This window comes from Kitasatospora sp. NPDC048286, assembly GCF_043201735.1.
Taxonomy (GTDB): Bacteria; Actinomycetota; Actinomycetes; order Streptomycetales; family Streptomycetaceae; genus Kitasatospora.
On record NZ_JBICZE010000010.1, the window covers coordinates 89,696 to 103,003 of the forward strand.

Sequence of the window (13,308 nt, forward strand, 5' to 3'; positions counted from 1 at the left end):
CGCCCGGCGCGCGGCCCCGTCGGTGCGGCCCGTTTGTGCAGCCCCGGCGGCCCAGGCGGGGCCGACTCGGACGGCCCGATCCGGACAGCGGCCCGACTGGGACGGCGGCCCGATTCAGAGGAGCGGCTCGGTGTCCCCGTGGGCGATGAGGAGCTTGCGCAGCAGGGTGTCGAGCCGGGTGCGCTCCTCCGCGTCGAGGGCGGAGAGGATGCGCTCCTCGTTGTCGACGTGGCCGGCCAGGGCGCCGTCGATCAGCTCCTTGCCCGCCGGGGTGAGGCGGACCAGGACGGCGCGGCGGTCGCTCGGGCAGGGGTTGCGTTCGACCAGGCCCTTGGCGGACAGCCGATCGACGCGGTTGGTGATGGCCCCGGAGGTGACCATCGCGGACTTGAGCAGCGCGCGGGCGTTGAGCTCGTACGGCTCGCCGGAGCGGCGCAGGGTGGCCAGCACGTCGAACTCGGAGGAGTCCAGGCCGCAGACGGTGAAGTACTCGCGCAGGGCGTTGTCGACCCGGACGTTGAGCCGTCGCAGCCGGCCGATCAGGGCCATCGGCCCGGCGTCCAGATCGGGGCGGGCCCGGGCCCACTGCTCGACGATGTCGTCCACGGTGTCGCGCTGCTGCATGTCCGCCGCCCTCCCGGAGCCGTCTGTCCGCGACCGCCCGAGGCCGTCCGGACCCGTCTGTCCAACCTGGATATCTTAACATTCACATACTTGACGTTCACCGATCCCAGGCGTAGAAAGTATCTCAACGTTCAGATAATCAACGTTCAGGGGAAGCCATGGCCGTCATGGACCGCAAGCGCGCGGGGATCGCCGTCACCGCCGCACTCGCCCCGGCCGCGTGGGGCACCACCTACCTCGTCACCACCCAGCTGCTGCCCGAGGGCCGCCCGCTGCTGCTCGCCGCACTCCGCGCGCTCCCTGCCGGGCTGCTCCTGCTGCTGATCGGCCGCCGACTTCCCAAGGGGCGCTGGTGGGGGCGCGCGGCCGTACTCGGGATGCTCAACATCGGGCTGTTCTTCCCGCTGATGTTCGTCGGCGCCTACCGCCTGCCCGGCGGCGTCGCCGCCACCATCGGGGCGATCCAGCCGCTGCTCGTCGCCGGGTTCTCGATCGGCGTGCTGCGGGTGCGGCCCGGACGGCGGGCGGTGGTCGCCGGACTGGTCGGGGTCGGCGGAGTGGCCCTGCTGGTGCTCAAGAGCGGCGCCCGGCTGGACGGCGTCGGCATCGCCGCGATGGTCGCCGGCATCTCGCTGATGGCCATGGGTACCGTCCTGACCCGCCGCTGGGGCCGCCCCGAGGGCGCCACCCTGCTCGACCTCACCGCCTGGCAGCTCCTGGCCGGCTCGGTCTTCCTCGTCCCGCTCGCCGCCCTGGTCGAGGGCGCGCCGCCCGCGCTGAGCGCCGCCAACCTGGCCGGCTTCGCCTACCTCGGCCTGTTCGGCACCGCACTCGGCTACTTCCTCTGGTTCCGCGGCATCGAGCACCTCGGCGCCGGCCCGGCCTCCTTCCTCGGCCTGATCAACCCGGTCGTCGCCACCCTCGGCGGCCTCCTCGTCCTCGGCCAGACCCTCACCCCCTGGCAGCTCCTCGGCCTCCTCCTCGCCCTCGCCGCCATGCTCGTCGGCCAGGCCCCCGCCCGCCGCACGCCGGCCCCGACGCCCGCTCCCGCTCCCACGCCCCCCTCGGTACCTCTTGCCCCCACACCCCACCCCACACCGGCCACCACCCGCTGACCACGCCACTCCGAACGCCTGCCGGGTGCCCACCCGCAGGCGTTCGACCGTTCCCGGCTTCTCGGCCCCGCCCGGTCTCCACATCGAGGGCGTATGGCGCCGCCACGCGGGTAGGGGGCCGTTGACCCGACCCAACCAGAGCGGGAGAAAAGGGGATTGCCCGATGGCCGATTCCGACGGATTGCGTTCCGCGATCGCCGCACAGGTCGAAGGATTCGCAACGGCCGGCGGTGCAGGCGTGCGCAGCGTCCTGGTCAAGACGCTCGACGGCCCCCGACTCACCGTCGCCCACCGTGCGGACCAGGTGCTCCCCTCGGCGAGCCTGGCCAAGATGATCCTCGGGGTCGCCCTCTTCGACTCGGCCGAACGCGGCGAGCTCGACCCCGACGAACGCGTCCGGGTCGGAACCCTCCCGAGCACGATGTACCCGAGCGTGCTCCAGGCCCTCGATCCCGACTCGACCGTCACCGTACGGGAGTTGTGCGGGTTCGCCTTGGTGACCAGCGACAATCCGGCAGCCGAACACGTGCGCACCGTTCTGGGCCAGGAGCGGATCGACGCCACGGTCAAGGCTGTCGGGCTGCACAGCACGTCCTTCCCCGCCGGGTTCTCCGAACGGGAACTCGGTCCGCTCGGCCGGGCCAACGTCACCACGGCCGAGGACATGCTGCGGCTGGTCGAGCACATCGACCGGACGCCGCACCTGGAGCCGGTCCGGCGCTACCTGGTCAACTACCTGCGAAACGACCGGATTCCGTCCCGGCTGGACGACGATGTCCCGGTCCGGCACAAGACCGGGAGCCTGCGCGGCATCGTGAACGACGCGGGCATCGTCCTGCATCCCGCGAACCGCATCGCCATGGTCTTTCTGACCGAGGGACAGACGGATAACGTTCGTACGGCACAGGAGATCGGGGAGGTCTCCGAACGGATCGTCCGGATCATCGCAGAGGGGTCGGCGCTCTGACGCGGCCCGCGGGGGTGGCGTGTGGCCGTGTCTCGTGAACGACAACTGCGCAAGATCCTCGCGCTGGTCAACACCCTCGCACTGATGGTGGGGCTGGTGTGCGTCGTGACTGCGGCACTGATAACCCACCAGCAGGTCCTCGCCACCGTCCTCAGCCTCATCGGCGGCGCCTTCGTGTCGGCGGCGGCCGTCACCCTGGCGATCGGATCCCTCACCGTACGGGAAACCACGGAGCAGGTGGACAGCGCCGTACTCCGCGGTATGCAGGACGTCCTCGGCCCGGTGCGCGACCCGCTCTTCGCCGGAGCGCTGTCCGCCTACCGCTACGACTGTCTGCTCTCGCCCGCACCGGGCGGTGACGCCCACCCCGATTACCTCTACCAGAGCTTCCGGATCTCCTACCGGATCGACGCCCTGCCCGGGACGGTGACGATCGCCTGCCTCGCCTCCAACGACGACGCAGGCCTGGACGGCTTCACCGGGCCCGAGTGCCTGCTCCGCTGGATGATCGACGACAATCTGGATCCCGACGACCCCGAAGTCTTCACGGTCGGCGCGGTCCGGGTCGACAACCGGGACCTGGACCGCGCGTCCGCCACGCACGAGGACATCGTCGGCGGGCGCGCCAGGATCGAACACTTCTCGGTACCGCGCGAGGCCCAGAGCACCGCGGGCCATCTGGTGGAGCTGAGCGTCACAGCCCGCAAGTTCGTGGGCAACGACCGACGGATCCGCATCCAGGCCCAGGTGTTCCGCCATGTCACCGATGCCGAGTACCGGCTCACCGTCGACCCGGCACTCCGGCCGACCCGCCTGAGCGTGAACGCGTCGGAGATCAGCGCGCTCGGCGCCGCCCATGGCGCCAGCGTCCGGGCCACCTTTCCCGCGCCGTTCAACAACACTGCCGGACTGATCCAACTCCCGTTCCCGCTCCAGCCGGGCAGCGTCATGGCCTTCACCATCGACCGGGACGTGGCCTGACCCACCCCGGCGGGGGGTCAGCCGGTGGCGCGGATGTAGATGTCGGCGGCGCCGGGCAGGCCGCCGGGGATGGTGGCGACGTAGATGCGGCGGGCGGTGGGGGTGCGGGTGGGGACGGCGGTGGGGCTGGGGGTGGGGGTGGGGGTCCAGGTCGGGGTGGGGGTCGGGATCGGGGCCGGGTCGTCGGAGGTGGGCTCGTCGGGGGTGGGCTCGTCGGGGGCCGGGGTGGCGGCGGGGGCGACGGCCGGGGTCGGGTCGGCGGCGGGGTCCGCGGGGGCGGCGAGAGGGTCCGCCCGGTTTCCCGCGGTGCCGGCGGTGCCACCCGGGCTGCCGGGGTCGGCCTCCGGCGACGGGCCCTCGGTGGCTGTGGAGGCGGAGGCGGACGGCGTGGCGGCGGGCAGCAGCGGGGAGGCGGGGAGTTCCGGGGCCTCGGCCGGTTCGTCGCCGCCGAGGGCGGCGACCAGGTCGGCCGGGAGCCGCGAGGCCGGGCCGGGTGAGGGGAGGTCGTAGGCGCTGAGGAAGTCGCCGAGGCCGGGGGCCCTGCCACCGCCGAGGCGGTAGTGCAGGTAGGCGACCGGGGCGCCGTCGGAGGTGTGGGTGTAGACGGCGCCGACCGGGACGTAGAAGCGGCCGACCCCGGGGTGCTGGGACGGGTGGAGGCCGGCCAGGCGTTCGGCGCGGTCGCGGTCGGTCTCGCGGCCGGCGCTGCCGGCGGTGAGCGCGTTGACGCCGCGCACCACGAGGGCGGCGGCGACGGACACGCAGAGCACCAGCCCGACGGCGACGGTGCGCCGTAGGACCGGGCGGCCGTGCAGGGCGGGCCAGGAGTCGGTCACCATGCGCTCGGGTGGGATGCCGTCCACGGTTGTCTCGCTCCCCCGTTCGATCAGAACGCTCGATCAGGACGTCTGATCAGGGCATTCGTTCAATATGCCCGATCAGGGACGTCACACTCTGCTCGACGTGGGACCGTAGCCGAGAGTTCCTCAGCCCAGGTAGGCGGGGGCGACCGCGGCCTTGGTGACCGGCTGCGCGCTGCCCGAACCGTCCGCCGGGACGGTCCACAGATCGGCACCGTAGTCGCCGGGCAGCGCGTAGACCAGAGTGCCGTCGCCGGACCAGAGCGCCTGGTCGTCGATGTTGCGCTGCTCGGCGGTGGCGGTCTCGGTCATCGTGGCGAGGTCGAGCACGTACAGCCGCCACGGGGAGTCGGCGGGCAGGCCGGGGACGCGCTTCTTGTACGCGACGCGGGTGCCGTCCGGGGAGAGCGAGGGGCACTCGACGTTGTCGTGCAGGGCGGTGAGGGTGCGGGCGGCGAGGTCGCCGCGGACGAGGTGGGTCCGCCCGGCGCTGGCGAGGGTGGCGTAGAAGGTGTTGTCGTCGGCGAAGGTGACGCCCCAGATGTTGACGTCGTGCGCCTGGTACGGGTGGCCGTCCAGGACGACGGCGAAGTCCTCCAGGTTCTCCCGCAGGTTCCAGTCCCGGACGTCCACGATCGAGGTGCGGGTGGAGAAGTCGCTGCCCGCGTACGAGTCGCCGCTGACGAAGACCGTCCACGCGGCGAGGTGCCCGGACGGCGAGACCCGGGAGCGGGTGGGGATGCCGGCCGCCGGGAACGAGCGGAGCTCGCGCAGGTGGTCGTCCAGGACGACGGCGCGGTAGCTGTCCTCCAGCGCGCCGCGCTGTGCCTGGAGGCAGATTCCGGTGCCGGCGGCGGCGTGGAAGCGCAGGCACTGGACGCCGGAGGCGGTGCGCGGTCCGTCCGGGTGGTCGGCGGCGACGGTGGTGATCTCGTCCCGGTGCGGGCCCCAGGCCATGTTGCGGAACAACAGCTGTCGTCCGCCGCTCTGCACCTGTAGTGACACCGGCCCCGACTCGACGGACGGCCCACCGGGCTGGGCCTGGTCCCGGCGGGCGGTGCGGCCGGCGGCGTTCAGGACGGCCCCGGTGCCGACCGCGCCGAGCAGGACGACGGCGACCAGCAGGATGATCACCCTGGTCCGGTTCCGCAGGTTCATCGGGTCTCCTCCTGGGTCGTCTCCGACGGCTTCGCGGCGACGGCGGGCTCGGGCTGCCCGCCGACGGATTCGGGCTCGCCGCCGCCCGGTCCGGACGGGCCCGGGGCCACCGGTCCGGACGGGCCCTGATCCACGGCGCCGGACGGGCCCGGGGCCACGGCGCCGGACGGGCACAGCACCGCCGCCGCGCCGAGCACGCACAGCGCCAGCGCCCCCGCCGACCAGCCCAGCGCGGCCGGGCCGCCGACGGCGCCCCACAGCGCGCCGAACAGCAGCGAGCAGGCGAACCGGGCCAGCGCCTGCCCGGTGCCGACCAGGGCGAGCCCGGCACCGCGCTGCTCGGCGGGTACCGCGTCGGCGGCCGCGGCGGCGAGCACGCCGTCGGTGGCCGCGTAGAAGGTGCCGTGCAGCACCAGTACGCAGAGCACCGCCGGCAGCCCGCGCAGCGGCGAGAGCAGCAGCCCGTACGCGAGCAGCAGCACCCCGTGCCCGGCCAGGAAGAGCCGGTGGCGGCCGATCCGGTCGGCGAGCGCGCCGAGCGGGACGGCGAGCAGCAGGAAGGCGGCGGCGGTACCCAGCGGCAGCAGCGGGAACAGGGAGACGGGCAGGTCGAGGCGGCGCTGGACGAGCAGGTAGAGGAAGGAGTCGCTGACGGTGGTGAGGCCGAGCAGGACGGCGCAGAACGTCAGCCTGCGCAGCCCCGGCAGCCGCAGCAGGGCGAGGCCGGCGCGCAGCGAGGGTGTGGAAGTCGACAAGTCGTCACCCCGCTGCCGGTTCGGCACGAACAGCAGCAGGATCAGCACGCCGAGCGCCGCGACGCACGAGCTGACGGTGAACACCGCGTCGTAGCCGTGCCGCTCCCCGCCGTCGGCGAGCAGCGGCCCGCCGGCCAGCCGCAGCACCAGGAAGGCGGTGAGCGGGCCGAGCAGGGCGCCGGCCGTGTCCATCGCCCGGTGCACGCCGAACGCCCGGCCACGGTGCGCCGGTTCGGTGGCGAGTGAGATCATCGCGTCCCGCGGCGCGGTGCGCAGACCCTTGCCGGTGCGGTCGACGGCGATCACGGCGCCGATCAGCGGCACGGTGTGGACGAACAGCAGCAGGGGCCGGCACAGCGCGGACAGCCCGTACCCGACGGCGGCGACGGCCTTGTGGCGGGCGGCGCCGTCGCGGCCGCGGCGGTCGGAGAGGTGGCCGCCGACCAGCCGGACGAGGGCGCTGAAGCCGTTCTGGATGCCGTCGAGCAGGCCGAAGCCGAGCGGGGAGAGGCCGAGGCCGGTGAGCAGGTAGAGGGGGAGGACGGCGGTGACCATCTCGGAGGAGATGTCGGTGACCAGGCTGACCGTGCCGAGGGCGATGACCGCCCCGGGCACGGCGCGCAGGCCGGTACCCCGCCGCACCGGGCCGGCGGCCGGGGAGGCGGCCGGGGAGGCGGAGGCGGCCGGCGCGGCCTGCGTGGCCGGCCCGCCGGGGGCCTTCGAGCTGCGGGAGTCCGCGACGTACACGGGCGTCAGTTCCAGATTCCGGTGATGTCGGCGGCGCCGGCGGAGTTGCCCGCGTGGGCGTTGACCCCGGCCAGGTCCTCCAGGGTGTGCAGCACGTCGTAGTGGTTGTAGGTGGTGGCGGTGCTGCTGCCGGGTGCGACGTGGGCGCCGTAGACCAGGGTCGGGATGCGGTTGCCGGACAGCTTGTCGTCCTCGTCGAAGGTGAGCAGCAGCAGGCTGTTGTGGCTCTTCGCCCACTGCGCGTACCCGTCGAGGTTGGTCCGGAGCCAGGAGTCGCCGGTGCCGACGGAGCAGTCGTGCATGTCGTCGCAGAGGTCCGGGACGACGAAGGAGACCTTCGGTAGGGTGCTGTAGTCGCTCGGGAAGGCGTCCATGCCGTACGCGCTGGAGGTGGGCACGTTGCCGAAGCCGAACCACGGGTTGTGCTTCTGGGCGTAGTCGCCGCTGCTGCAGTCGGTGGCGCCGGGGGCGGGCAGGCCCTCGTTGTAGCTGGCCCAGGTCTGGCCGGCGCCGATCAGCTCGGAGGCGAGGTTGGGCTCCCGCAGGGCGCCGACGTCCACGCAGCCGTCGTCCACGATGCCCTGGGAACTGCCGGAGAACAGCATGTAGTAGTTGGGCTGGCTGGGGTGGGTGAGCGCGTAGGAGTTGGTCAGCGTCGCGCCGCCGGCCACCAGGGTGTTGTTGATGTACGGGGCCTTGGAGCTGCCGATCACCTGCGTGTAGGCGTGGTTCTCCAGCACGACGACGACCACGTGGTCCGGCGCGGGCAGCCCGGCGGCGGCGTCGGCGGCCGCACTGCCGCCGGCGGCCCACAGGCCGAGCGAGCCGGCGACCAGGCCGAGGCCGGCGGCCAGCGCGGTGAGCGGGCGGCGGCGGAGGGGGCGCGGGAGGGCGCCGGGGACGCCGGGGACGGGAGTTCCGGGGGTGCGCAGTCGTGCGAAGGCCATGAGGTCCTCCGGAGGTCGGGGCTTCCCGGGCGGGAGCGCCGAGAACAGTACGAGCGCCGCAGTGTCGTGTACCCCACAACACAAGTGAAGAACAGACGAACAGCTGCCGCGCGGCGGCCCCGGGGCGGACCGGCGGCGGCAGGCACGGCGTCGGGCACGGCGCCCGGCACAGCGCCGGACCTGGCGTCCGACGTCACACCCGCCACGATTGACCCGTTCCGGCCGGGCGTGGTGGGATCACCGGAGTTCGGGACGAAGGGGTGCGGCACGTGAGCGGACCGGTCGCCGTCGTCCCGCGCACCCTGGTGGTCGGGATCGGCGCGAGCAGCGGCGCCGAGCGGACCGAGGTGCTGCGACTGTTGACGGACACCCTCCGGGAGGCCGGGCTGGACCGCTCCGCGGTGGCCCGGCTGGCGACCGTGACGGGCAGGGCGGACCACCCGGCGGTGCGCTGGACAGCCGACCGCCTCGGCGGGGTGCCGGTGGACGAGCACCCGCCCGAGGCCCTGGCGGGCGTGCCGGTGCCGAACCCCTCCGCCACGGTCGGTACGGCCGTCGGCACCGCGAGCGTGGCCGAGGCGGCGGCGCTGGCGAGCGCTCCGGGCGGCCGGCTCCTGGTCACCAAGCGGAAGTCGGCACGGGCCACGGTCGCGATCGCCCGGGCCGCGGCACCGGACGGGCCCGCCGCGCCGGTCGCGCAGGTCGCACCGCCCGTCACGCCGCCCGCCGCACCTCCCGGCCCGTACGAGCCCCACCCCGCGCCACCCCGCACGACGAGCCCCACCCGCACCACCGGCACCACCCCGCAAGGAGACCCCCCGTGACCACCCCCGAACCCGACCTGCGCCACCACGGCGACGCCGAGGTGCGCGCCGACGGGCTCGGCCTGGTCGACCTCGCCGTCAACGTCCGCACCGGCACTCCCCCGACCTGGCTGCGCGAGCACCTCGCGGCCACCCTCGGCGACCTCGCCGCCTACCCCGACCAGAGCAGCGCGCGCACCGCGGTGGCCGCCCGGCACGCCCGCCCGGTCGAGGAGGTGCTGCTCACCGCGGGGGCCGCGGAGGCCTTCGTCCTGCTGGCCAGAACTCTGACGCCAAGTCACATCACCGTGGTCCACCCGCAGTTCACCGAGCCGGAGGCGGCGCTACGGGACGCCGGACACCGGGTGCACCGGGTGCTGCTCTCCCCCGAGGACGGTTTCCGGCTGGGCACCGTCCCCGAGGAGGCGGACCTGGTCGTTCTCGGCAACCCGACCAACCCGACCTCCGTACTGCACCCCGCCGAGGCCGTCGCCGCGCTGGCCCGGCCGGGGCGCACCCTGGTGGTGGACGAGGCGTTCATGGACACCGTCCCGGGCGAGCGGGAGTCCCTCGCCTCCGTCCGGGACCTGCCCGGCCGGGTCGTCGTGCTGCGCAGCCTCACCAAGACCTGGGGCCTGGCCGGACTGCGGATCGGCTATGTGCTCGGGCCCGCGCCACTGATCGCCGACCTCGCCGCCGCCCAGCCGCTCTGGCCGGTGTCCACCCCGGCGCTGGCCGCCGCCGAGGTGTGCAGCGGCCCGGCGGCGCTCGCCGAGGCGGACCGGGCGGCGGCCGAACTGGCGCTCCGGCGCGACCACTTGGTGAAGGGCCTGGCCGCCTTCCGCTCGGTGCGGCTGTACGGCGAACCGGCCGCCTCCTTCGTCCTGGTGCGACTGCCGGAGGCGGCCGCCGTCCGGCAGCGGCTGCGCGAGCACGGTTTCGCCGTCCGGCGCGGGGACACCTTCCCGGGGCTGGGCGAGGAGTGGCTGCGGATCGCCGTCCGGGACGAGGCGACCACCGACCGCTTCCTCAACGCCCTTGAGGCCGTGCTCCGTTCGGCCTGACCGCCAGAGGGGACGGCCGAACAGGAACCCCTACCGGAGCCCGAGCGCCTCCGCCGCCAGGGCGGTGCCCCGCACCCGCGCCGCGATCTTGGCGAAGGCGGTCTCACGCGCGGTGGAGGTGTCGTCGGCGAACGGCGAGAACCCGCAGTCGTCGGTGGTGCCGAGCTGGTCGACCGGGATGTGCCGGGCCGCGGCCAGCACGCGGTCGCGCACCTCCTCCGGGGTCTCCACCCTGGGGTCGATCGGGTCGGTCACCCCGACGAACACCCGGATCCCGGGGCGGAGTTGCTCCGCGATGACGGCGAGAACGCGGTCGGGATCGGCCTCGCTCGCCAGCTGCACGTAGAAGTTGCCGACCTTCAGCCGGAAGAGCTTCGGCAGCAGCTCGGCGTAGTCGACGTCCAGGCTGTGGGTGGAGTCCTGGTCCCCGCCCGGGCAGGTGTGCACGCCGAGGCGGGCCCGCTCCTCCTCGGTGAACCGGTCGAGCACCCGGTTGTTGAGGGCCACGAAGTCGTCCAGCAGACCGCCCGACGGGTCCAGCTTGAGCGACAACCGCCCCTCGGTGAAGTCGAGTTGGACGACGTGGGCGCCCGCGTCCAGGCAGCCCCTGATGTCGGCCTCGGCCTCGTCGGCCAGGTCCTTCAGGAAGTCCTCGCGCGAGTAGCCGTCGATGCCGTCGGCCGGGTAGAGCAGACTGAGCGCCGAGGGCGCGATGACGGCCTGCTTGACGGGCTGCGAGGTGTGGCGGAGGGCCTCGCGCAGGTAGCTCTCGGCGCGGACCCGGTACCGGAAGGGCCCGGCGGTCAGCCGCGGCAGCTGCCGGGTGTGCCCGTCGGCGAAGGGGATGACGGCGCCGTTCCCGTCGAGGGCGGTCAGCCCGGTGAGGGGGTACGTGACGAAGCTCGGCTTCGCCTGCTCGCCGTCCACCAGGACGGGGCAGCCGAGTTCCGCCAGCCTGGCCAGGGTGTCGGCGGTGGCCTCGTCCTGCAGCTTCTTCAGGTCGGCTTCGGACAGGCGCCCTTCGGCGTACTCGGCCAGGGCGTTCAGCAGGGTGTTCGGCCGCGGGATGCTGCCGATGGGCTCCGTGGAAATGGTCATGATGGGACGTTAGAAAGCGCGGCGCGACGTGCACAACGGGGCGCACGGCGCACTTCACCGGATCATTCACGCCCCGCGCGCCCCACCCCCCATGGTTCACGCCCCCGGAACAGCGCGACCCTCCGCCCACTCCCGCAGCCTGGCGAAGTCGTCGGCCAGCAGGCCGATCCGGGGGTTGACGTGCAGGGCGAGCGCCGGACCCGGGTGGTGGGCGGCGATCCACTCCTCGTCCTGCGGGCCGAGCTCGTCGTCCACCCAGACGAACGGGCGCCCGGCGGCCCAGGCGACCACGTCCCTGGTCTTCCAGTGCAGCCCGCCCGGATCCGTACCGAACAGGTCGGACCAGCGGATGTACGGGAGTTCGGGCAGGCCGATGTGCGGGCCTATGTGGGTGTTCGCCTCACCCATCCACCCGGTGGCCCACACCAGTTCGTACGGCAGCGCCAGCAGCTCCTCGCCGTGCGAGGGGTTGAGCCAGACCCGCAGCGGCTTGACCCGGACGGCCGGCGGCTTGGCGTGCTTGGCGCGCGTCGCCTGCCGGGCCTGGACCGCCGCCAGGTACTCCTGCTTCGCCACCCACCAGGAGGGGCGCAGGCGGTGGGTGGCGTAGCCCTCGGGCCTCCGCTTCGGCGCGGCATAGGGGTTGAGCGGTCCGTCCACGTCGAGGAGGAGCAGGGGCTGCTGGGTCATGCCATGAATTCTCGATCCGGCAGGGGCGCTTGACCAGCGATTTGCCGGTCACGATCGGGTTCCCGCACCAGGAGTCGCGGGCGGCTCCAGAGGTTGCGGGCGGCGAGCAGCGGGAGCACGCCCTCACCGAACCAGTACGCCTCCTCCAGGTGCGGCATCCCGCTCAGCACGAACTCGTCGATACCCAGGCCGTGGTACTCGCAGATCAGGTCCGCGACCTCGCGATGGCTGCCCACCAGCGCCGTCCCCGCGCCGCCGCGCAGCAGCCCGATGCCGGCCCACAGACCGGGGTGCACCTCCAGCCGCTGCGCCGAGCCGCCGTGCAGCGCGAGCATCCGCCGCTGCCCCTCCGACTCGCTCTCGGCGAGCGCCCGTTGGGTCTCCCGCACCCGGCGCGGGTCCATCGCGGCGAGCAGCCGTTCGGTCTCCGCCCAGGCCTGCGCGGCGGTGTCCCGGGTGATCACGTGCAGCCGGATGCCGAACCGGACGGTCCGGCCGCGGGCGGCGGCCAGTTCGCGGATCCAGCGGATCTTCTCGCGGACCTGGGTGGGCGGTTCGCCCCAGGTCAGGTAGACGTCCGCGGACCGGGCCGCGACCTCGCCGGCGGCCGGGGAGGAGCCGCCGAAGTACACCGCCGGCACCGGGTCCGGCAGCCGGTTCAGCCGCGCCGCCTCGACCCGCAGGTGGGGGCCGTGGTGGTCGACCGTCTCCCCCGCCCAGAGCCGCCGGGTGACGTCCAGGAACTCCCCGGTCCTGGCGTACCGGGCGTCCTTGTCCAGGAAGTCCCCGTAGGCACGCTGCTCGGCGGACTCCCCGCCGGTCACCACGTTGAGCAACAGCCGCCCGCCGGTGTGCCGTTGGTAGGTCGCGGCCATCTGCGCGGCCAGCGTCGGGCTGATCTGCCCGGGCCGGAAGGCCACCAGGTACTTCAGCCGCTCGGTCACCTGGCTCAGCATCGCGGTGGTCAGCCAGGCGTCCTCGCACCAGGCCCCGGTCGGCGTCAGCACCCCCTCGAAGCCCAACTGCTCGGCGCTGCGGGCGATCTGGCCGAGGTAGCCGATGCTCGGCGGCCGGTCCGACCCGGCCGCGCCGGGCGTGGAGCCGTGCCCGCCGCCGACGATCAGCCGACTGTCGCCGTTGGTGGGGAGGAACCAGTGGAAGGTGAGAGCCATGGACGGACACACTCCTGGGGCCGGTACTGCCTGAGGTCGGTTGACGGAACCCACCGACCACGACACCCGTCCGCCCACACCCGCCCCAGATCCACGTGCAGCCTGCGCACGAGGAGGGGCCGGTCCGAAGCAGTCACGGCCCGATTCTCCGCGAACTCCCCCACCCGATCAAGGCCCACCGTCCGCCCCCGGCACCACCACCCGATCAAGGCCCACCGTCCGCCCCCGGCACCACCACCCGTCCCGAGGGCCACGCACGCGACGGAACGCCCGCAGGCCCCCTCCTGCACCGGGAGGGGGCCTGCGGGGTGTGGTGCGGGTGCCCGG

General features: G+C 73.8%; 13 protein-coding genes. 5 read left to right on the forward strand and 8 right to left on the reverse strand.

The window, feature by feature from the left end:
- Window positions 1-114 precede the first annotated feature (114 nt).
- Window positions 115-624, reverse strand: coding sequence for a MarR family winged helix-turn-helix transcriptional regulator (locus ACGF13_RS24145; RefSeq protein ID WP_392878364.1), 510 nt, complete (start codon window positions 622-624; stop codon window positions 115-117).
- 167 nt (window positions 625-791) lie between these two features.
- Here ACGF13_RS24145 and ACGF13_RS24150 point away from each other — a divergent pair, with 167 nt between their 5' ends.
- The 3 genes from ACGF13_RS24150 (at window position 792) to ACGF13_RS24160 (ending at window position 3,687) form a co-directional block, all read left to right on the forward strand.
- Window positions 792-1,739 (forward strand): EamA family transporter, encoded by a 948-nt coding sequence (locus ACGF13_RS24150; RefSeq protein WP_392878840.1) that lies wholly within the window; start codon window positions 792-794, stop codon window positions 1,737-1,739.
- Window positions 1,740-1,977: 238 nt separating this feature from the next.
- A complete protein-coding gene (locus tag ACGF13_RS24155; RefSeq protein ID WP_392878366.1) occupies window positions 1,978-2,706 on the forward strand; it encodes a serine hydrolase in 729 nt (242 codons plus the stop codon).
- Between the two features lie 27 nt (window positions 2,707-2,733).
- Window positions 2,734-3,687: a hypothetical protein gene (locus ACGF13_RS24160; RefSeq protein WP_392878368.1), complete on the forward strand. Its 954-nt coding sequence runs from the start codon at window positions 2,734-2,736 to the stop codon at window positions 3,685-3,687.
- Window positions 3,688-3,704: 17 nt separating this feature from the next.
- Here the strand turns inward: ACGF13_RS24160 and ACGF13_RS24165 are convergent, their stop codons facing one another.
- The 4 genes from ACGF13_RS24165 to ACGF13_RS24180 form a co-directional block, all read right to left on the reverse strand.
- Window positions 3,705-4,550 (reverse strand): hypothetical protein, encoded by an 846-nt coding sequence (locus ACGF13_RS24165; protein ID WP_392878370.1) that lies wholly within the window; start codon window positions 4,548-4,550, stop codon window positions 3,705-3,707.
- A gap of 123 nt (window positions 4,551-4,673) precedes the next feature.
- On the reverse strand, window positions 4,674-5,705 hold the full coding sequence (locus ACGF13_RS24170; RefSeq protein ID WP_392878372.1) for a TolB family protein: 1,032 nt from the start codon (window positions 5,703-5,705) through the stop codon (window positions 4,674-4,676).
- On the reverse strand, window positions 5,702-7,207 hold the full coding sequence (locus tag ACGF13_RS24175) for an MFS transporter (RefSeq protein WP_392878374.1): 1,506 nt from the start codon (window positions 7,205-7,207) through the stop codon (window positions 5,702-5,704). The genes ACGF13_RS24170 and ACGF13_RS24175 overlap by 4 nt, the downstream gene beginning before the upstream one ends.
- A 5-nt stretch (window positions 7,208-7,212) precedes the next feature.
- Window positions 7,213-8,154, reverse strand: coding sequence for an alkaline phosphatase family protein (locus ACGF13_RS24180; RefSeq protein WP_392878376.1), 942 nt, complete (start codon window positions 8,152-8,154; stop codon window positions 7,213-7,215).
- Window positions 8,155-8,423: 269 nt separating this feature from the next.
- On the opposite strand from ACGF13_RS24180, the gene ACGF13_RS24185 reads away from it, so the two are divergent.
- Together ACGF13_RS24185 and cobC are read left to right on the forward strand one after the other, a co-directional pair.
- On the forward strand, window positions 8,424-8,978 hold the full coding sequence (locus ACGF13_RS24185) for a cobalamin biosynthesis protein (RefSeq protein ID WP_392878378.1): 555 nt from the start codon (window positions 8,424-8,426) through the stop codon (window positions 8,976-8,978).
- Window positions 8,975-10,021: an Rv2231c family pyridoxal phosphate-dependent protein CobC gene (gene cobC, locus ACGF13_RS24190; RefSeq protein WP_392878380.1), complete on the forward strand. Its 1,047-nt coding sequence runs from the start codon at window positions 8,975-8,977 to the stop codon at window positions 10,019-10,021. The genes ACGF13_RS24185 and cobC overlap by 4 nt, the downstream gene beginning before the upstream one ends.
- Before the next feature lie 30 nt (window positions 10,022-10,051).
- On the opposite strand, the gene ACGF13_RS24195 is transcribed toward cobC, so the two are convergent.
- From ACGF13_RS24195 to ACGF13_RS24205, 3 genes are all read right to left on the reverse strand, one after another.
- Window positions 10,052-11,119, reverse strand: a complete 1,068-nt coding sequence (locus ACGF13_RS24195; RefSeq protein ID WP_392878382.1) for a cobalamin-independent methionine synthase II family protein — start codon at window positions 11,117-11,119, stop codon at window positions 10,052-10,054.
- Between the two features lie 96 nt (window positions 11,120-11,215).
- A complete protein-coding gene (locus ACGF13_RS24200) occupies window positions 11,216-11,809 on the reverse strand; it encodes a hypothetical protein (RefSeq protein ID WP_392878384.1) in 594 nt (197 codons plus the stop codon).
- Complete coding sequence (locus ACGF13_RS24205) at window positions 11,806-12,981, reverse strand: LLM class flavin-dependent oxidoreductase (RefSeq protein ID WP_392878386.1); 1,176 nt, start codon at window positions 12,979-12,981, stop codon at window positions 11,806-11,808. The genes ACGF13_RS24200 and ACGF13_RS24205 overlap by 4 nt, the downstream gene beginning before the upstream one ends.
- Window positions 12,982-13,308 lie beyond the last annotated feature (327 nt).